This is a genomic window from Paenisporosarcina sp. NPDC076907 (assembly GCF_050269735.1).
GTDB lineage: Bacteria > Bacillota > Bacilli > Bacillales_A > Planococcaceae > Paenisporosarcina.
On record NZ_JBNNIX010000001.1, the window covers coordinates 419,368 to 438,419 of the forward strand.

The 19,052-nt window shown below is 41.0% G+C and carries 19 protein-coding genes; 11 read left to right on the forward strand and 8 right to left on the reverse strand.

Annotated elements, in window-relative coordinates; genetic code table 11:
- Nucleotides 1-157 precede the first annotated feature (157 nt).
- From ACQKEV_RS02095 to ACQKEV_RS02105, 3 genes are all read left to right on the forward strand, one after another.
- Nucleotides 158-1,429, forward strand: a complete 1,272-nt coding sequence (locus tag ACQKEV_RS02095; protein ID WP_427442897.1) for an acetyl-CoA hydrolase/transferase family protein — start codon at nucleotides 158-160, stop codon at nucleotides 1,427-1,429.
- A 517-nt stretch (nucleotides 1,430-1,946) separates the two neighbouring features.
- A complete protein-coding gene (locus tag ACQKEV_RS02100) occupies nucleotides 1,947-2,342 on the forward strand; it encodes a hypothetical protein (RefSeq protein WP_427442899.1) in 396 nt (131 codons plus the stop codon).
- A gap of 69 nt (nucleotides 2,343-2,411) precedes the next feature.
- Complete coding sequence (locus ACQKEV_RS02105; protein WP_427442901.1) at nucleotides 2,412-2,675, forward strand: hypothetical protein; 264 nt, start codon at nucleotides 2,412-2,414, stop codon at nucleotides 2,673-2,675.
- Between the two features lie 50 nt (nucleotides 2,676-2,725).
- Here ACQKEV_RS02105 and ACQKEV_RS02110 read toward each other — a convergent pair whose 3' ends face one another.
- The 4 genes from ACQKEV_RS02110 to ACQKEV_RS02125 form a co-directional block, all read right to left on the reverse strand.
- A complete protein-coding gene (locus ACQKEV_RS02110) occupies nucleotides 2,726-4,105 on the reverse strand; it encodes a Glu/Leu/Phe/Val family dehydrogenase (protein ID WP_427442903.1) in 1,380 nt (459 codons plus the stop codon).
- A 199-nt stretch (nucleotides 4,106-4,304) separates the two neighbouring features.
- A complete protein-coding gene (locus ACQKEV_RS02115; protein ID WP_427442905.1) occupies nucleotides 4,305-4,565 on the reverse strand; it encodes a hypothetical protein in 261 nt (86 codons plus the stop codon).
- A 131-nt stretch (nucleotides 4,566-4,696) separates the two neighbouring features.
- Nucleotides 4,697-5,137, reverse strand: coding sequence for a DUF2269 family protein (locus ACQKEV_RS02120; RefSeq protein ID WP_427442907.1), 441 nt, complete (start codon nucleotides 5,135-5,137; stop codon nucleotides 4,697-4,699).
- A 3-nt stretch (nucleotides 5,138-5,140) separates the two neighbouring features.
- On the reverse strand, nucleotides 5,141-5,488 hold the full coding sequence (locus ACQKEV_RS02125; RefSeq protein WP_427442909.1) for an ASCH domain-containing protein: 348 nt from the start codon (nucleotides 5,486-5,488) through the stop codon (nucleotides 5,141-5,143).
- Nucleotides 5,489-5,621: 133 nt separating this feature from the next.
- Here ACQKEV_RS02125 and ACQKEV_RS02130 point away from each other — a divergent pair, with 133 nt between their 5' ends.
- The 3 genes from ACQKEV_RS02130 (at nucleotide 5,622) to ACQKEV_RS02140 (ending at nucleotide 8,351) form a co-directional block, all read left to right on the forward strand.
- Nucleotides 5,622-6,551 (forward strand): catalase family peroxidase, encoded by a 930-nt coding sequence (locus ACQKEV_RS02130; RefSeq protein WP_427442911.1) that lies wholly within the window; start codon nucleotides 5,622-5,624, stop codon nucleotides 6,549-6,551.
- Nucleotides 6,552-6,751: 200 nt separating this feature from the next.
- The gene (locus tag ACQKEV_RS02135; protein ID WP_427442913.1) at nucleotides 6,752-7,294 is read left to right on the forward strand and encodes a flavodoxin family protein; all 543 of its coding nucleotides are present in this window, start codon (nucleotides 6,752-6,754) and stop codon (nucleotides 7,292-7,294) included.
- Between the two features lie 235 nt (nucleotides 7,295-7,529).
- Nucleotides 7,530-8,351 carry a squalene/phytoene synthase family protein gene (locus ACQKEV_RS02140; protein WP_427442915.1) on the forward strand — a complete coding sequence of 274 codons (822 nt, stop codon included), beginning with the start codon at nucleotides 7,530-7,532 and terminating at the stop codon, nucleotides 8,349-8,351.
- A 71-nt stretch (nucleotides 8,352-8,422) separates the two neighbouring features.
- Here ACQKEV_RS02140 and ACQKEV_RS02145 read toward each other — a convergent pair whose 3' ends face one another.
- From ACQKEV_RS02145 to ACQKEV_RS02155, 3 genes are all read right to left on the reverse strand, one after another.
- Nucleotides 8,423-9,670: an ammonium transporter gene (locus ACQKEV_RS02145; RefSeq protein ID WP_427442916.1), complete on the reverse strand. Its 1,248-nt coding sequence runs from the start codon at nucleotides 9,668-9,670 to the stop codon at nucleotides 8,423-8,425.
- A 43-nt stretch (nucleotides 9,671-9,713) separates the two neighbouring features.
- On the reverse strand, nucleotides 9,714-10,055 hold the full coding sequence (locus ACQKEV_RS02150; protein WP_424472109.1) for a P-II family nitrogen regulator: 342 nt from the start codon (nucleotides 10,053-10,055) through the stop codon (nucleotides 9,714-9,716).
- A gap of 391 nt (nucleotides 10,056-10,446) precedes the next feature.
- The gene (locus ACQKEV_RS02155; protein ID WP_427442918.1) at nucleotides 10,447-11,619 is read right to left on the reverse strand and encodes a M20 metallopeptidase family protein; all 1,173 of its coding nucleotides are present in this window, start codon (nucleotides 11,617-11,619) and stop codon (nucleotides 10,447-10,449) included.
- Between the two features lie 291 nt (nucleotides 11,620-11,910).
- On the opposite strand from ACQKEV_RS02155, the gene ACQKEV_RS02160 reads away from it, so the two are divergent.
- Together ACQKEV_RS02160 and cax are read left to right on the forward strand one after the other, a co-directional pair.
- Nucleotides 11,911-12,630 (forward strand): 3-ketoacyl-ACP reductase, encoded by a 720-nt coding sequence (locus tag ACQKEV_RS02160; protein WP_427442920.1) that lies wholly within the window; start codon nucleotides 11,911-11,913, stop codon nucleotides 12,628-12,630.
- 237 nt (nucleotides 12,631-12,867) lie between these two features.
- Nucleotides 12,868-13,926 carry a calcium/proton exchanger gene (cax, locus tag ACQKEV_RS02165; RefSeq protein ID WP_427442922.1) on the forward strand — a complete coding sequence of 353 codons (1,059 nt, stop codon included), beginning with the start codon at nucleotides 12,868-12,870 and terminating at the stop codon, nucleotides 13,924-13,926.
- A 30-nt stretch (nucleotides 13,927-13,956) separates the two neighbouring features.
- Here the strand turns inward: cax and ACQKEV_RS02170 are convergent, their stop codons facing one another.
- Nucleotides 13,957-14,232 carry a hypothetical protein gene (locus ACQKEV_RS02170; RefSeq protein WP_427442924.1) on the reverse strand — a complete coding sequence of 92 codons (276 nt, stop codon included), beginning with the start codon at nucleotides 14,230-14,232 and terminating at the stop codon, nucleotides 13,957-13,959.
- A gap of 82 nt (nucleotides 14,233-14,314) precedes the next feature.
- Between ACQKEV_RS02170 and ACQKEV_RS02175 the strand changes: the two genes are divergently transcribed.
- From ACQKEV_RS02175 to ACQKEV_RS02185, 3 genes are all read left to right on the forward strand, one after another.
- Nucleotides 14,315-15,532 carry an alanyl-tRNA editing protein gene (locus ACQKEV_RS02175; RefSeq protein WP_427444797.1) on the forward strand — a complete coding sequence of 406 codons (1,218 nt, stop codon included), beginning with the start codon at nucleotides 14,315-14,317 and terminating at the stop codon, nucleotides 15,530-15,532.
- A 627-nt stretch (nucleotides 15,533-16,159) separates the two neighbouring features.
- Nucleotides 16,160-18,277, forward strand: a complete 2,118-nt coding sequence (locus ACQKEV_RS02180) for a DNA topoisomerase 3 (RefSeq protein WP_427442926.1) — start codon at nucleotides 16,160-16,162, stop codon at nucleotides 18,275-18,277.
- Between the two features lie 12 nt (nucleotides 18,278-18,289).
- Complete coding sequence (locus tag ACQKEV_RS02185) at nucleotides 18,290-18,712, forward strand: protein-tyrosine phosphatase family protein (protein ID WP_427442928.1); 423 nt, start codon at nucleotides 18,290-18,292, stop codon at nucleotides 18,710-18,712.
- Nucleotides 18,713-19,052 lie beyond the last annotated feature (340 nt).

The window sequence follows — 19,052 nt, forward strand, 5'->3', positions numbered from 1 at the left end:
AAAGCATTTTGTGCAACCTGGAGTTCGGTTCTGTCTACCTGGTGGATTAATCTGTCTACCTGGAAGTTCATTCTGTCTACCTGGCATGCACTTGAATAAGAAAAGAACATTTTTATGCTAAAGTAAGACGAAGAAGTTTTGACAGGAGTGTTTGATTTTGACTAAATTACTGGACGAAAAAAGTGTAATTAACTTAATAGATAAGGAAGCAGACATTATTATACCGATTGCGAATGGTGAGCCGATTCGGTTGCTCGATATATTGGAAGAACATGCAAATGAACTAAGTGGTGTGAAGATTCATCAAATGTTGGCTTTGCATCCGCGGAAGTATATTCTAGGGGAAATGCCTGATCAGCTTTCGCATGTATCGTACTTTTTAAGTGGTGCTACTCGCAAAACGTATCAGCAAGCCCAAATGGAATTGGTGCCAAACAATTTTCATGAGGTGCCGAGAATGCTTTCGAAAGTAACGAAGATGTCGATGATTTTTTCGGTAGCTTCTCCTATGGACGAGCATGGTTATTTTTCGCTTGGGACTCAAGCTGATTATGTAGCGGAGTTTATTGGGGAAGTACCATTCATCTTGGAAGTAAACCGAAATATGCCGCGTACATTTGGACTCAATCAAATTCATGTAAGTCAGATTGCCGGATATGTTGAACACGATACGGCATTGGCAGAAGAAGTGGTTCCGGAAATCGGGGAAAAAGATATGCGCATCGCTGAAAAAGTAGCTGCGGATATTCAGGATGGAGATACCCTTCAAATTGGGATAGGGTCAGTTCCGAATGCGGTTATGAGCTTATTGAAAAATCACCGCAACCTAGGCATCCATACGGAAATGCTACCCGATGGGATTGTGGATTTGGTCGAATCAGGTGCGGTTGATGGCACGAAAAAGTTCACGAACAAAGGAAAGATTGTCGCGACATTTGCATATGGAACGCAACGTCTATACGATTTTATCCACAACAATCCATCTGTAGAGTTTTTACCTGTAAGTGTGGTGAATGATCCCCGTGAAATCGCCAAAGAAGAAAATATCGTATCCATTAATGCTACTACTGAAGTTGATTTATATGGGCAATGTGCTTCAGAAACGGTTGGTGGAAAATACTATTCTTCAAGTGGAGGTCAAATTGATTTTGCAAGAGGAGTTCGTTTTGCGAATAACGGCAAAGGTTTCATTTGTATGCATTCCACCGCTAAGAACGACACCATTTCGAGGATTAAGTTGGATTTAACCCCAGGCTCGGTTGTCACAACTGGAAAAAATGATGTCGACAATGTGGTCACGGAATACGGAATCGCACGATTACATGGACGTTCAATCAGTGACCGTGCGAAACAACTAATCAGTATTGCGCATCCGAAATTCAGAGATGAACTGACTGCTCAGGCCATCGAACGAGGCATTATTAACTAAATTCAAAAAGCGTCAGACCCTTAGAGAGCTACTCGGACCTCTAAGGGACTGGCGTTTTTTTGTGAGATAAATACACAATTTTGACGTGCCATAAACCCAGTGTTGATGTTGTTTTTAGGACCATTATAAACTTTGACTTTAGGTTGCAACTAAGTTTTGATAACTCGCTCTAGTTGTAGAAGAACATCATTGTTGGTGCATCTAGCTTCATACTCGTAAATGCCACGATGACTCCTGTGGGAATAGCTTGAGCTGCCCCTCCTTTAGGTGGCTGAAGCCAAGCCTACGGAAAGCGAAGGGGCGGTTCCTGCCAATTTTTTGTGAGTGTCAAATAATCATGGTCTAAAAGGTAAACGGATGGAAAATAATATGTAAGACTGTAATTATTATGCGACATTTGAAGGAGGTTTTCTAAAAGGATTGTCGAATTCTATATCCTATATAAAACTAAAGATACAGATATTTAATGAAAGAGACCTTTAATGTGGCAAATCATACAGATGGGAGATTTATCTTTATGAAAAATCAGCTCACCCTTATCGTTGCCGCGAAGTGGCAGCAATATTTGAACGAACGGAAGTATGAGGAATTGCTTAAGCTAACGGAAGCAAACGTTGAGGTAGTTGATGATAAAGGATCAAATTTCGGCCATAACGCTTTAATGAATTGCATTAATAGGTCGGGTCTTACTTTATTGACATTGAAAAGTTATGTAAATGAGGAAAAATTGATTTTAAAACATCGAAGAATTTGGAAGAGTGAAGATGGGGAGAATAAAAAAGAAGCACTTGTTTATTCATATATCAAGATGAATAACGGCAAAGTTGCTTATATCCAGAGTTTTAATGATTCAGAAGAAGCTGAAGCGGCAAGTGGCATTTCAATTCCAAATGAAACCAAGCTTACCTTTTGACCGTATACAGAAGTTATACGGTTAATGAGAATGTCAGATAAACGCAACTAATGAAATAGAGGTGAAAGTATGGATAATTTAATAGGGTTAATCGCCGTAGTTATGGTATTTTCAATTCCACTTACAGCCATAATTTTGGGGCATCTTCGAGGTAATCAAAAGTTGAGAGCGAAAATGCTGAAAGATGAATTGGAACTTGAAAAATTGAGAGGTCAAAACTTTATCGCAGAGACAGAGAAAATGCGAATTGAATTAGAGAAGATGACCTTAGATTTCAAGAGAACGGCAGATCCTGTTTTGATTGAGCTCCAAACAGAAAAAATACACGTTTAATCACAAAAAAGTCGCAAGCTGAAAAGAATCAGCTTGCGGCTTTTTATTGTTTAATAAAGCTTGCCTTGTTTGTATAAAACAGTTGATAAACGCGTTACTGAGTGAATGTAACAGTTTTGACGAAGTGGGAAAGGGTCGCCAAAATATTGTGGAAGGATGATATCCATGGTGTTCTTCATTTTTTCAAGCAGTTGGGTGTGAACTTGTTCTTCTGTATAGAACTGCGTTTCGCGTCCCTGCAACCATTCCAGGTAAGAAACAATTACTCCTCCTGCATTCGCTAAAATGTCAGGAATGATGACGACACCTTTTTCGCTTAAATAATCATCAGCTTCTTTAGTGGTTGGTGCATTTGCGCCTTCAACGATGATGCGAGCTTTAATTTGTTCCTTATTTTGATCTGTCAGCTGATTTTCAAGCGCTGCCAGGAATAATACATCCACGTTCATTGTTAAAATTTCTTCCCGAGAACGAATTTCAGCATTCACATTTATTTCATTCAATTGTTCAGGGGTGGTAGGTAAATCCCCGCGATTGGTGGCTGTATAGTTCACGAGTGCAGGTATATCCAGTCCGTCTGCATTGAATAACGTGACGTTGCGGTCGCTTACCGCTACGACTTTGTTTTGAATATGCTGGCAACGGAATGCTTCTAGAGCAGTCACTGAACCTACATTTCCGAATCCTTGTACAGCGACATTTAATGGACGGTCAACGTACTCTACCGCAGTCTTGGCAAAAGGATTGGAAGATGCAGCAAGTGTTTCTTCGTTTGATTTTACATAGTCGTTCAATAAATAACGGAAAGTGAAGTAGACACCTTTACCGGTCGCTTCACGTCTCCCTAAAGATCCGCCGTTGATAACGCTTTTTCCTGTAAAACTGCCAAGGTATGGTTGACCATGATTTATTTTCTTGTATTCAGCCATCATCCAGTCCATTTCACGCTCTCCTGAGCCGACATCCGGTGCGGGAATGTCTTTGTCCGGACCTAGGACATTGTTGAAATAGCGGACGTATTTAATGCAAATACGTTGCAGCTCCCGTTCGGTAAAGGCTTTGGGGTCAATGATAATTCCGCCTTTACCTCCTCCAAAAGGTACGTTGTGCAAAGCATTTTTTAACGTCATCAAAAAGGCTAAGTTAACGACTTCCTCTTCGTTTACGGACTCGTGAAAACGAATTCCGCCCTTGTATGGACCCAGTGCATCATTATGATGGACGCGATAGGAAGGAATGCGTATAACTTCGCCTGCTTCCAGCGGGATACGCAAAAATGATTTATGTATTTGATTCGGTGTTGATAGGATTGCGCTAAGTGAAGTGAAAGCGGTTTTTCGCAAGTCCCCTTTTAATTCAGACAGAAACGTCTCGTTTTCCAATAATGCATTCAAGGATTGTTGAACAATCATTCTTGTTTGTTCTTCCATTTGTGAAGCACCTCCGTATATATTTCGTCTAGTTTTATTAATACCCTGAGCGATTGTATATAAAACGGATAAAACCCATCAGCATGACTGATGGGCTTCCCCGAAGAAGTGTGAATTTATCGGATAAGTGGCTGAAAGAATGTCCGGCCACTTTATGGGAATGCTGTTAATAAAATAACGTCTTTGTACTTTCAATCCATTAGTGAAGACGGTTCAGTTTTTCCTTTTGTTGGTTTAATTGATCCTGAAGGGAACTAATCGGGTCTGATTGCCCTTGATTTTTCAACGCATTTTCAACCGCTCGATCCGCACGCTCAAGCATTTCGTGAGCTTGGTGGATAAATTGCTCAGATGGGTTCGTTAAAGCTTGTCCTACCGCCATGCTGGCGTTATCGATAGAATTAGTCAATTGACCAATGATTGTATCTTCTTTCCAACTCATTTGAGTATGATCTTCCATTGAATATCCTCCTTAAATTCAACTAATAAATTAATCCATCTTACTATGGCAATATTTGCTCAGATTATTCATTAAAGGATAAAGTATAAAAAAACGACGCAGGATGAATGTTCATCCAGCGTCGACTTGATCTACCACATAGTTGGCTTTATCACCATTAAAGCGAGCATAAGCACTAATAAAATAATATAAATCCACGTAGCTTTGCGAAGCTTCTTAATTAAAAAAACGCGGTCAGCTTCAAGATCATCAAATTTCTTGAGTGTACTTGAAAATGCACGGGCAAGAAAGAAAATGGAGACTACCATCAGTGCAATCGTCATCACAATCCATGGAGTATGCCATGGCCATGGTCCGAAAATTACGAGTAAAACTCCGGAACCGACGAGGACATGCCCAGCATGTTTTATAAGGCGAACGACAGAACGAAAAATAGAAATATGCGTCTGATCAAGCAGGCGGTCACTCTCTTGCATTTTTCTTAGAACAGCGAATAATACAAACAAGGGACCGACTGACAAGACGGCACTTAAAACATGGGTGAAGACGATGTAAATGTAATAACCATTCATGGCTTATGCGTTTACCGGTGCAAATTCATGAACCCAGACGGTCATTGTCGGTAACCAAGGCATTCTAGGATGATACGACAAAATGGATTGTTTATATTCTTCTACAGTTTGAAATCCTTCATGACGAGCATGTTCATCAGTTAATTCACCCAATGTCTGAATGTATACATTGTTGATGATGAACGACTGTCCTTTTAACTCCATGATTTCTCCGATATCAGCATAACGTCCGTTTCGACGTGTTGCTGTCTTTTGACCATTTAGCACTTTTTCAATATCTGATTCCATTGTAATTAAGCGTTCGATTGAACACGTCTTTGGTGGTAAGTTAGTTTGTTCTGAATGGGTCACGTAAATTCCGCCTTCTTCTATAAGTTAGTTTAATTTCTTTAATGGGTATCTTGAGAATGAAGTATACCTTTTCTAAGTGTACACCTTAAAAAGAGTTTGGACTATGAGTTGCAGTAATTAAGGAGGTCTCAATATGGTGGAAAATACAAATGAAAAAGTATTGGCAACGAGAACGGTGAATTACATAGAAAAATTGGCTGGTAAACACCCAGGTTATCGTCGGGCACATGCCAAAGGTGTATTGTATCAAGCGACTTTTACTCCGACGGGAAAAGCATCCCAATATACAAAGGCCGCTCATTTAACCGGAAGTGAAGTTTCAGCGATTGTTCGCTTTTCAAACAGTTCACCTAACCCTGAGACGGCAGATGCCCTTGCTGCTGTAAAAGGAATGTCCGTACAATTTCAATTGCCAGAAGGGGACATCCATAGCTTAGTGGGAATCACGTTGCCGATTTTCGTCACGAAGTCACCTCAGACTTTTTTTGATATGTTAAAGACGATTACGTCATTCAAAGAAGGCAAACCGGATTTTAAAGAGATGGTTAAACTATTTGCGACTTATCCTGAAAGCCGGGCTGCTTTTCAGATGATACGTAAACTCAAACATACAAAGAGTTATGCAACGGGTCGATATTACGCGGTGCATGCTTTTTACTTGATTAATGATGAAGGCGAGCGGACACCTGTGAAGTTTGAATGGGAACCGGAATTGGGAGTCGAAACTTTCACAGTGAAAGAATTGGCGACATTGCCTCCTGATTACCTGGAAGCAGAACTGGCACAACGTTTAAAAACAGAAGAAGTGCGCTTCCGTCTACATATCGTAATTGGGGAAGAACATGACCCAACGGACGATCCGACGAAAGAATGGCCAAAAGAGCGGACTCGAATTGATGCCGGGGTATTAAGCATTCATTCAAAAGAAATGGTCGGAGACGATACGTTTATCTTTGATCCCACCGTTTTACCCACAGGAATTGTATGTTCGGACGATGAAATTCTGCCATTTCGTAAAGATGCGTATGCAGTTTCTTATGAAAGACGTAGAAAAGGGGAGTAAGAAAAAAGTTATGCACGGATAAAAGGTAAACTGTCCACAAAATGTGCATAGGTCGGCCATGTGGACGGTTATCCACATGTGGATAATAATCGAAAAAATCAGCGGATTTATTTAAGTGGTTTTCGTTAATTTTAAATGGGTTGTGGCATACACTATTAATTGCCGACTTAATTTAACAACGTAAAGGAGACTGATCCAATATGAGTATTGTTGTAATATACGGGAGTACCCGGCCGAATGGAAATACCGAGCAATTAACTAAATATGCAATTGAAGGACTCGAAGTTGAACAAATTTATTTACGTGATTATAAAATTGAACCAATTGACGACCGCCGCCATACTGAAGGTGGCTTCTCGGATGTGAATGATGATTACAGCGGGTTAGTCGAGCGGATGATGAAACATGAGACCATCATATTTGCGACACCAATTTATTGGTACAGTATGACCGGGACCATGAAAAACTTTATTGATCGATGGTCTCACACGATGCGGGATGAAAAATTCCCTGGTTTTAAAGATCAGCTTGGTACGAAAAAGGCTTATGTTATTGCGGTGGGTGGCGATAATCCGCATGTAAAAGGCTTGCCTCTTATTCAACAATTCAACTACATTTTTCAATTTATGAGCATTTCTTTTGAAGGGTATGTACTCGGAAAAGCGAGTCGACCTGGTGATATTGCAGCGGATCATCGTGCGCACTCGGCTGCCACAGCCATGAATCGAAAATTAAAAGAATAGTGTACTCATGAAAGTGTCAGGTATATAAAGGAAGTGCAGAGATGAAGGTTGTCTTGCATATCCTGCAGATTCTTGGCGCTTTTTGTTATAGAGTCGTTCTTTTTCACTAGTTTCTTGAATTTTCTATTTTTGTTTCGTACGAAACAGAATTTTTATTGTATGATAAGAGGATTAAAACCTTTTGAAATGGTCATATCATAGGAATACATATGGATTGGAACGGGAGGAATCGAGGATGAGTGAGGCTGTCTTATTGCAACGTGAAGCCATGGATGTGTTAAAACAAACGAGTCGTACATTTTTCATTCCCATTAATTTTTTGGAACCTACATTGAGAAAAACGGTAGCGTCTGCGTATTTGTGCATGCGAGCGATTGATGAAATCGAAGATCACCCAGATATGAAGGCGGAAACGAAGCGTCAATTACTAACGTCAATTAGCGAAAGTATGAAGACAACTTTTGATCCTGAAAAATACCGTGCTCTAATTCAGCCTTATCAAAACTTGCTTCCCACTGTGACACAACGTCTCGGTGATTGGATTTTATTGTGTCCACCGGATGTCGTTGAAAAAGTAAAAGAGTCAACTGCTGTTATGGCGGAAGGTATGGCAAAATGGGTGGACAAGGACTGGCGTATCAAGACCAAAGAAGATCTGGATGATTACACCTATTATGTAGCGGGTCTCGTAGGATGTATGCTGTCCGATTTATGGAAATGGCATGATAATACAGAAACTGATCGTGAAAAAGCGATTGCTTTTGGACGAGGGTTACAAGCTGTAAACATTCTGCGTAACCAAGACGAAGATTGGGAACGTGGCGTACGTTTCTTGCCTGACGGCTGGGAACGGGAAGATTTATTTCTATATGCGAAGCAGAACTTGGCGATGGGAAGCGATTATGTTAAAGATATTAACAATCGTGGAATCACGATGTTTTGTAAAGTGCCGCTTGCTTTGGCAAACAGTACGTTAAAAGCGATGAAAATAGGTCGTGAAAAAATCTCCCGTAAAGAAGTCGAATCGATTGTTGCGGAACTGGAAAATCAATATTAATTTATTCAAGTAAAAAGTGCCGGAAACCAAGGTGAGTATCTCAGACCTTTGGGTTCCGGCACTTTGTTCATTTAACCTGCTTGTGGTGATTTACCGAGTTTAGTCAGACGTTGGGCAAACTCTTCAGAGCGTGGCGTTGTCCCTTTGAAAACGTCGTTCAATTCATAAGCTTGTGTTCCGTGTTCGGCAAAGTCGAGACCGATTTTCTCTTCTTCTTTTGACACCCGTAATATGAAGAACAATCGAATTGCCATCAAACTCCCGCCAACAGTGATGGAAGTCCAAGTAATAATTGCGACAATCCCGACGATTTGAATGGCAAGAATACCTACGCCACCTCCATAAAATAAGCCATTTGTCGTATCAAATAAACCTACTGCAAGCGTTCCCCAAATGCCTCCGATCCCATGTACCGAAATCGCGCCGACGGGGTCATCAATTTTAGCTTTTACATCAAAGAAACGAATGCTTTCTGTCATAATGACTCCAGCGATCAGTCCGATGATAATTGAGCCGATTAATGAAACGTTCGCGCAGCCTGCGGTAATCCCGACAAGGCCACTTAAAGCCCCGTTCAGTGTAAGAGAAGCATCCATCTGTTTGTAGCGAAGTTTGGTGTGTAAAGCAGTGGACAAAACTGCGGCCGATGCAGCAAGTAAAGTATTGGCAATGACAATCGGCACTAATGTTGTGTCAGCTGCCAAAGTGCTTGCACCATTAAAGCCAAACCAACCAAGCCATAAAATAAAGACACCGAGCGCCCCAAGAGGTATGCTGTGCCCAGGAATGACATTGACGGAATGGTCACTGTATTTTCCGATGCGTGGACCAATCAGCCATGCGGCAATTAATGCCCCGACAGCCCCGGTTAAGTGAACAACTGACGATCCGGCAAAGTCAATAAAACCGAGTTGGGACAACCAACCGCCACCCCATACCCAGTGGCCGACAATCGGATAGATAACACCCGTCATGGCAACGACCAATAGTAGGTAAGAAGATAATTTCATCCGTTCAGCAACGGCTCCAGAGATGATGGTTGCGCATGTTGCGGCAAAAACAGCCTGGAAAACAAAGAATCCAATATCTTCACGACCAAGTAGGGCAAACCCTTCTGTACCAATAAGTCCGAAAGCGGAAGTGCCAAACATGAGGGCAAATCCCACGATAAAATAAAGAATAGCGCCAATGGATAACGTTAATAAATTTTTCATCAAGATATTCACTGTATTTTTAGAACGAGTAAATCCTGTCTCGACCATTGCAAACCCCGCGTGCATAAAAAATACCAAAATTGCACCAATCATCATCCACATCATATCGACTGAGGGAGCTTTGTACTGCTTCCATTTTTACTCCCCCTTAAAATACAGCGACTGCGCCGCGTTCTCTTGTTCGAATTCGAATTGCTTCATCCACAGGAAGAATGAAGATCTTGCCGTCTCCAACTTCGCCTGTAACTGCGTGATTTAAGATTGCTTCAATTATGGGTTCAACCTTAAAATCCTCAATGACCATCTCCAATTTTAGCTTCGCTGAAAATTCCATTTCATACGCATTGCCGCGAAATAACCCCGTACGACCTTCTTGTCTGCCGCATCCCGCTATTTCAGTTACCGTTAAACCATCAATTCCTTCTCGCACCAATGCTTTTCGAACATCAGAAAATACATCTGGTCGAATAATCGCTTCAATTTTTTTCATTTTCCTTCTCCTTTCGAATTCCTAATATCATATGTTAGGTTTTCTAACATTAGGTAATGAAAATGAAAGTTAAGACGGGTTTGGGACGTGAAAATTTGAAAAGAGGAGTGGTGTTAATAAAGAAAAAACGAGCGTGGACTGGCCAAGAAGTTGGCTGCTGGTCCCGCTCGCAATTATGAAGAGATTAAGAAGTATAAGGTTACACATTTGATTTGGAGATTGTTTTTTCGTCCAGTCAATGTGAGTTTTCGTCCATTCAACATGGGTTTCTGTCCACTCAAAGTGGTTTTTCATTCAAATAACTTCAGTTTATGTCCATTCACCTGACGTTTTTGTCCATTCGCTTGGAGGAGGACACGATTTTTCTGGAGAAAGACAATGTTTTGCTCTTTTATTGTTGTGCTTTAAAAAAAATGGCCGCAAATAGCTTGGCGGTCACCAACATGGCTGTTTCATCGAAATCAAATTGTTCATGGTGGTGGGGAAATACAAGTGATTCGTCTTGTAATTTTGCACCGACAAAGAAATAGGCTCCGGGCACAACTTGTGTGTAGTAACTGAAATCTTCTACAGGCATGACGGGTGGTGTTTCCACGACTGCATCCATTCCGTAAAGCTTATAACCTGCCTGTCGAACAGTCTCCATTGCTTCTTGGTGGTTCCAAAGTGCGTCATAACCATTGTCAATGGTGACAATTGCTTTTGCGCCAAGACCTATAGCGACGTTTTCCGCAATTTCACGAATGCGTTTGCTGGCTAATTTACGTAGTTCTGGATCGAACACACGAATGGTGCCTTCAAGCACCGCTTCACTTGGAATGACATTGTCAGCATCTCCGGCATGAAACTTCCCAATCGATACGACCAGTTCCTTTAACGGGTCTGCATTGCGGCTGACAATTGTCTGAAGTGCCACCATGATATAACTTGCAGCCAATATGGGGTCGACACCATTATGTGGTTCAGCTCCATGTGTACCAGATCCGCGGACCACGATTTTAACGGTATCTTCAGAAGCTTGGAGAAAACCATCTCGTACATAAATTTTTCCACTCTCCATTTTGCTTTGCAGATGGGCACCATAAACGAGGTCGACGCCTTCTAGACAACCGTCTTCAATCATGGCGCGTGCACCACCAGGCGAGAGTTCTTCCCCAAATTGGTGAATCAGTACGATGTTGCCTGGCAATTCTTCTTTCACTTCCATCATCGCTTTAGCAAATGCGAGCAATGCCGAAGTGTGACCATCGTGACCACATGCGTGCATCACACCAGGAACTGTGGATTTGTATGAGACATCTTTTACGTCCTGAATGGGCAACGCATCGAAATCTGCACGGAAAGCAATGGTCTTTCCAGGCTTGCCACCTCTAATTGTTCCGACAACACCACGTCCGCCAACTCCGCGTTTCACTTCCATACCTAAAGCTTCTAATTTGGTGGCAATGTATGCAGGAGTCTCAACTTCTTGTTGTGACAGTTCGGGATACATATGTAAATGTCGGCGAACAGCGACCATTTCATCAAAGAGCTGTTCCAATTTTTGTTGTATCAATTTTTCCATTTTTCTTCCTCCTTATAAGGTATTGCCAATTGTTAATAATTGTAGCAAATTTTCATTTTCGTGCATAATAAACTTTGTTTTTGAATGTTTATGCAGATTGGTGAGTTGGAATTTCCGAGGCAGTTTTCTTTTATCTCATCATTCTATTGGTTAAAATAACGTTGTACATTTAGAGTCGAACGGACATAAAGCATCACGAGTGGAGAACCATGCGAATGGACAAAACTTTATGACACGTACGATACTTTTCCCAAGGAACTATATACACATCATGAATAGGAGGAAACCATATTGGCTACATCTCTACAAGGCAAGAACGCCATTATTACAGGTGCAGGCCGCGGCATTGGCCTTGCGATTGCCATTGCTTTAGCGAAAGAAGGAGTAAATGTTGGGCTCCTTGCTCGATCTGAAGAGCATTTGCAACAAGTCGTGAACGAAGTGGAAGGTCAAGGTGTAAAGGCGGTTTTTGCAACTGCTGACGTTTCTTCAAATGAGGAAGTGACACGTGCAATTGAGTCTTTGACAAATCAACTTGGCACAGTCGATATTTTGATTAATAATGCAGGGATTGCGAAATTCGGTAAATTTATGGATCTTGAAATTGCCGAATGGGAAAAAATCATTCAAGTGAATTTGATGGGTGTTTATTATGTGACACGCGCTGTGTTGCCAGGAATGATTGAACAACAAGCTGGAGACATTATCAACATTTCTTCTTCTGCAGGACAAAAAGGTGCACCAATTACAAGTGCATACAGCGCTTCGAAATTCGGGGTCCTTGGGATTACTGAATCACTTGCAATGGAAGTACGTAAGCATAACATCCGTGTTACAGCACTAACACCAAGTACAGTGGCTACGGATTTGGCGATCGACAATGATTTGACGGATGGCAATCCAGACAAAGTGATGCAACCAGAAGATATTGCAGAATTTATCGTTGCTCAATTGAAATTGAACAAACGCATTTTTATAAAAGAAGCGGGACTATGGTCAACTAATCCATAGAATCTTCAATAGATGTCAGGGGATGGCCGAATATTGCCATCCACCTGGCATTTTTTATTGTGAAAAGCCTTAATTGACATGTTGGTATGACTTTATCTAGTGATTTGGAATGTTCCTCGAAAAAGAATTAATTATATCAAATTGACCCGTTCATTAAATTTTTCAAAAACGTGTAGAATCTCCTGTCGAATGGGTATGGATAAGAGAATATCATTTATTTAATTGGAGCGTGAACGTATGAATCGGATTTTTACTATTCTCGTACTGGCAGGTGTGCCACTAACATTTGTGGGATCGATGATGCACTGGTCCAGTATTGTTATGTTTATTATTTGTTCCGTAACGGTTATTGCGATCTCCAGCTTTATGGGACGTGCAACAGAAAGTTTGGCGATTGTCAGTGGCCCTAGAATTGGCGGGTTGCTGAATGCCACATTCGGAAACGCCGTCGAGCTGATTATTTCGATTTTTGCCCTACAAGCCGGTTTGATTGGTGTCGTTTTGGCTTCGTTGACTGGTTCGGTACTGGGGAACTTATTACTAGTGGGAGGACTATCATTCTTCCTTGGGGGACTGAAATTTAAGCGCCAAAAATTTAGCATTCATGATGCGCGTCATAATTCCGGCTTGCTAGTTTTCGCGGTAATTGTGGCTTTTGTCATTCCAGAGATTTTTGCCATGTCAATGAATGAAGCCAAAACGCTACAATTAAGCGTAGGAATTTCAATCATCATGATTGTTCTATATCTAGCGGGACTTGTATTTAAATTGGTTACTCATCGTGGTGTGTATGCACACAGTGAGGACAATGGAACAACAGAAGAACATGAAGAACCTGAGTGGACGAAGAAAAAAGCCTTAACCATCTTATTACTTTCTACACTGGCTGTTGCTTATGTTTCGGAAAGTCTGGTCCATACGTTTGAAGCGGTGGGTGAGCAATTTGGCTGGTCCGAACTATTTATCGGGGTCATTATCGTTGCCATTGTTGGGAATGCAGCTGAGCACTCATCAGCTATTATCATGGCTATGAAAAACAAAATGGACGTTGCGGTGGAGATTGCCATCGGTTCTACTTTGCAAATTGCCATGTTCGTAGCACCTGTGCTGGTTCTTATTTCTTTATTTATGCCGAAAGCAATGCCGTTAGTTTTTACAATGCCTGAGCTCGTTGCGATGGCTACTGCTGTACTATTGACAATCAGCGTTTCCAATGACGGGGAATCCAATTGGTTTGAAGGACTTACATTACTTGCCGCCTATCTTATTATGGGGATTGGTTTTTATTTATTGTAATCTCCAACCAAACAAGAAAAGCTTATGACTTTAATCAGTCATAAGCTTTTTTTGCATCAACATTTCCACGTGGGTATTGATTTCAGTTATCGATTTAAATTTTTGTCCAGTATTACGATTAATTGCATGAAGAATGTCCGTTTCTTCAATTGCAGTTCGTTTTGCTTTTTTCTGCGTCAGCAATGTAGAATCATAAAAACTGGTTGGAATTACTCCACGAAACTTACAAGATGTTTTCGCGTGAGTTGTTGCAAGTGGAAAAGCAGGTGTATGTCCATAACGTGCTCGATATAAGTCTGTTTTCATTTCGTGGCTCCTCCTGCTAATAGATGTTACATTATTTTATATACCCACTTTTCAGCGTGTTAAGTCACATGCGGTTCAAAATCTGCGCCACAGAAGGAGATTAACTAAATTGAAACATAAATTATATTACCAAGATGCCTACTGCCAAAAAGGAAAATCAATTGTAGTGAGTCAGATGAAGGACGAATCAGATAGATGGTATGTCACACTGGAAGAAACACTCTTTTATCCAACAGGTGGAGGGCAACCCCACGATACCGGCACCATTAATCAAGTTGAAGTACAGGATGTGGAGGAAGTGGATGGTGAAATCCGCCATTACATATCAGAACCGACACTTGAAATGGGGGAAAAGGTAGATTTTCAAATTGATTGGACCCGTCGTTTTGACTTCATGCAACAGCATACAGGCCAACATATTTTAACCGCGGCATTTGTTGAACTGCTTGGTATTCAAACAACGAGTTTTCATTTAGGAAAAGAATTGGTCACAATTGATTTGGATGTGAAGAATGTAACGGACGAACAATTGCTAGAGGTAGAGAAACGCGCAAATCAAATCATTCTAGAAAACCGTGCGATTGAAACGAAGTGGGTGACAAAAGATGAGTTATCGAATTATCCCCTTCGAAAGCAAGTAACAGTCGAAGAAGATATTCGGTTGGTGATTATTGAGGATTTCGATTATAACGGTTGCGGAGGGACACATCCCTCATCGACAACTCAGATCGGATCATTAAAGATTCTCGATACGGAAATGCAAAGAGGAAAAGTGAGAGTACATTTTGTATGTGGTGGTAGGGTCTTGTCACAACTTCACCGTAAACAAAAGACTTTGCAGGAAATGTCTCGCTTGATAAGTGCATCTGATGAAGGGCTACCAAAGGCGGTAACAGTGTTGCTTGAGAATGCCAAGAAACTAGAAAAACAGCTAGATGAGTCGCGTGAGCAATTACTCCATTATGAAGCGAAAGAATTGCTTGCCAATAAGGTTAGCAATGATTCCATCGAATGTATTTTTCAACAGCGCCCGATTCAAGAATTGCAAAAACTTGCCCGACTTCTAGTGGCTGATGCACCAAGCATCCGCGTGATTTTCATTGCAGAAAATGAAGGTCTGCTTCAAGTGGTTTTAGCACGTGGAGTAGAAAATCATACAAATATGAAACAATTGTCAGCACAAATATTGCCGATCATCAACGGTAAGGGTGGTGGCTCTGAAAGTTTCGCCCAAGGTGGCGGCTCGACCGAGTTGACTGGACAAGAATACTTGTCGCAAATTCATCAATATTTAATTTAAGTCTTTGTTTCAGAGGGGAGGATTTGGTTTGGAATGGCTAGGGTAGAGCGGCCTTCCTGAACTAATCCTCTTCTGTTATTTACATCCCTTGATAAGATCAGTTGGCTAATGAATGTTTCACTAAGTTGACTTGCATATGAGACGTGTTTTAGCGATAAATGTGCTTATATGAGCGATAAATTCTATATATGAGCGATAAATCTCTGGAATGAGCGATAAACCCTCAAGTATGAGCGATAAATTTTTCACAAACTTAAAAGATAGCAAAACTCTGTCTCACCAAGTCTATTTGTTATGAGAGGATGTTATTTCTTTGAACTAGGAGCGTAGCGAAAATAGAGCCATTAAGTCTTTAAACCTAAATGGGAGCCATTTCGCTAATTCGCTCCAGGCCCTTTTCTGTGAGTGACGGGTACTACTTTGTTTCTGCAAATTAACTAGTGCGTGAGACGTGTTTGAGCGATAAATCTATTTAACTATGCAACTACCATCTCAGTAGCGAGTTAACTTGTTTATTGAGTCGGTTTAGACAAGGCGGTCAATGATACTATCTCTGAAAAGTAGAATGTGCGTTCGCTAAATGATATAATTTTCGTACATATTGAAAGATAGAAAGGTGGGGGATTTGTGAAACCAGTGATCGTTGCTGAAAAGCCAAGTCAGGCGAAGGCATATGCAGATGCTTTCAAAGTGAAGAAGCAGGAAGGCTTTTTTGATGTCCAGCCATGTGAGGCTTTCCCTCAAGGAGCCTATATTACTTGGGGAATCGGGCATTTGGTAGAGCTGCGTGATCCAAAGTCCCACAACCCAAAATGGACGAAATGGTCTCTTCAGACATTGCCGATCCTGCCTGATGAATTTCAATTTCAAATTGCTAAAGGCAAGGCAAAACAGTTTGGGATTATTAAGAAGTTGATCTTTGAGGCAGATACGGTTATCAATGCGTGTGACGTTGACCGTGAAGGGTCCAATATTTTTTATAGCATCTTTGATTACACGCGTGCTCGCAACAAGACAATTAAACGTTTGTGGATCAATTCACTGGAAGTGGATGAAGTGCGCAAAGGGTTTATGCAGTTGCAAGACAATCGCAAGGATTTATTGATGTATGAAGAAGCGAAAGCGCGACAAATGAGTGATTGGCTTGTTGGGATGAATGGCTCCCGTCTTTACACCCTCCTCATTCAGCAAAAAGGAATTCGTGAAGTATTTTCCATCGGGCGGGTCCAATCTCCCACTGTTTATTTAATTTACCAACGTGCACTTGAAATCGAACGCTTTGTTCCCGAAATCTTTTTTGAACTGGAAGGAACGTTCAAAGCTGAACATGGCTCGTATAAAGGAAAAGCGAAAGGGAAATTGAAGCTCGTTGAAGAGGCGCAAGAGATCTTGAACAAACATCAAATTGACGGCTCTCTTCCAGGAACAGTAAAACAACTGAAGACGGAAGACAAGAAAATTCTTCCGCCAAAGCTTCATGCATTATCCACTATTCAGGCAACAGCCAATCGTAAGTGGAAATACAGTCCTGCGAAAGTTCTGTCAACGATGCAAAGTTTATATGAAAAGAAACTGGTCAGCTATCCAAGAACAGACACTCAATTCATTACGCCGAATGAATTTTCATATCTCGTCAATCAAGTGGAAGCTTATCAACAGTTGATCCAACAGCCTTTCCCAGTAGCTTCAAGAAATCCGAGTAAACGCTATGTCGACAGTTCCAAAGTGCAGGAGCATTATGCCATCATTCCGACGAAAAAAATTCCAAGCGAAAAAGTACTGGCTGGGTTGTCACGTGAGGAACGAAATCTGTACGAGGAAGTGTTAAGAACGACACTCGCAATGTTCCACTCTGATTATTTATATAAAGAAACAACGGTGACGACAGATGTCAATGGGCTCGCCTTTTTCTCCAGCGGTAAAACCGAAACTGATAAAGGATGGAAAGCATTATTTTCGAATGAAAAAGAATCCTCTTCCGTGAAAGAACCAACTTTACCGAGGCTTTCGCTTCACGAGCAAGTGAAAAGTAAAGTGGAAATTAAAGAAGGCCAAACCACTCCACCTAAGCCATATACGGAAGGGCAACTTATCGCCATGATGAAAACGTGTGGCAAGTTTGTGGAAGATTCGGTGGATACGGAAATCCTTAAAGAAGTGGAAGGTCTCGGAACGGAAGCGACCCGAAGCGGAATTATTGAAACGATTAAACGACATGGCTATATTGAAGTGAAGAGAAATATTGTGTCCATAACTGAAAAAGGTCGTGTACTTTGTGAAGCGATTGAAGGTAATTTACTTGCCAGCCCTTCCATGACTGCGAAGTGGGAAGCGTATTTAAAGAAAATCGGAACGGGTAATGGTTCATCTGAATTGTTTTTAGGCAGCATCGCTAAATACTTAAATCAATTGATTCAAGATGTCCCGAATCAACTGAACGATAAAACTTTTCATATGACGACCGAAACTTTTGTAAGCAGAAAAGAAGTCGCAACTTGCCCGACCTGTAAAAAAGGAACCATTATTTCAAGGAAGAATTTTTATGGTTGCTCCGGGTATAAAGAAGGTTGTAAACAAACGTTTCCGGCCACTCTTTTGAAGAAACGTTTGTCTGCCAAACATATCGAAGATTTATGCACGAAAGGCAGAACGGATGTCATTAAAGGATTTGTCTCAAAAGCAGGAAAAAGCTTTAATGCAAAATTGACATTAATCAATGGTCAATTAAAACTGGATTTTAACTAGGAGGACGACACAATGAATGAAAAAAATTATCAAGCCTTAATCGACAATCGTATTTTTATTGGCGGAGTTAACGATGTACCTTCAGCAATTGATAATGAAAAAATCGATGTTGTGTACGATTTACGTGCAGAAGTTGGGGCTGCATCAAGTGAAATAAGCAAGCATCAACCGATCGTTGACGATGGAGAATTCCAGGATGAATCCATTCGTACAGGCGTCAAACAAATTGTTCAGGATTACCAGGACGGCAAGAAAATTTTCTTCCATTGCAATACAGGTCGTGGCAGAGCAGGGACAATGGCAGTTGCTACATTAATGGAACTGCGATTAGCTGATTCAATTGAAGAAGCGGAAGCAAAAGTGAAAATGATTCGTCCCGAAGTGGATGTAAAACCTCAATTCAAGGAAGCCTTAACTCGTATTTATGGAAATTAAATAAAAAGTAATGAACAAGCAGCCTTGAAGATTTCAAGGTTGCTTCTTTTTTTTAGCTATTCGTTATTTGGAGTTTGGCTGTTTGTCCGCTCATCTATCCAATTTGTCCATTCGCTTTAAGGTGGACATAATTCCTTTGAAGTAAGACACCGATTCTGCGTCGATCTAAAAGTTCATGCCGACATGCATTATACAGCGTTTATTTTTGCTTAAAATGCTGAAAGTTAACCGGAATAGTATGAGCTAAATGAACCAAACTAAACAGTAGAAAATCGGTAATCCTGATTTTCTCGCGCACAAACCGGTAAAGTGAAATTATTATTAGGGATCCCTTTTAAGT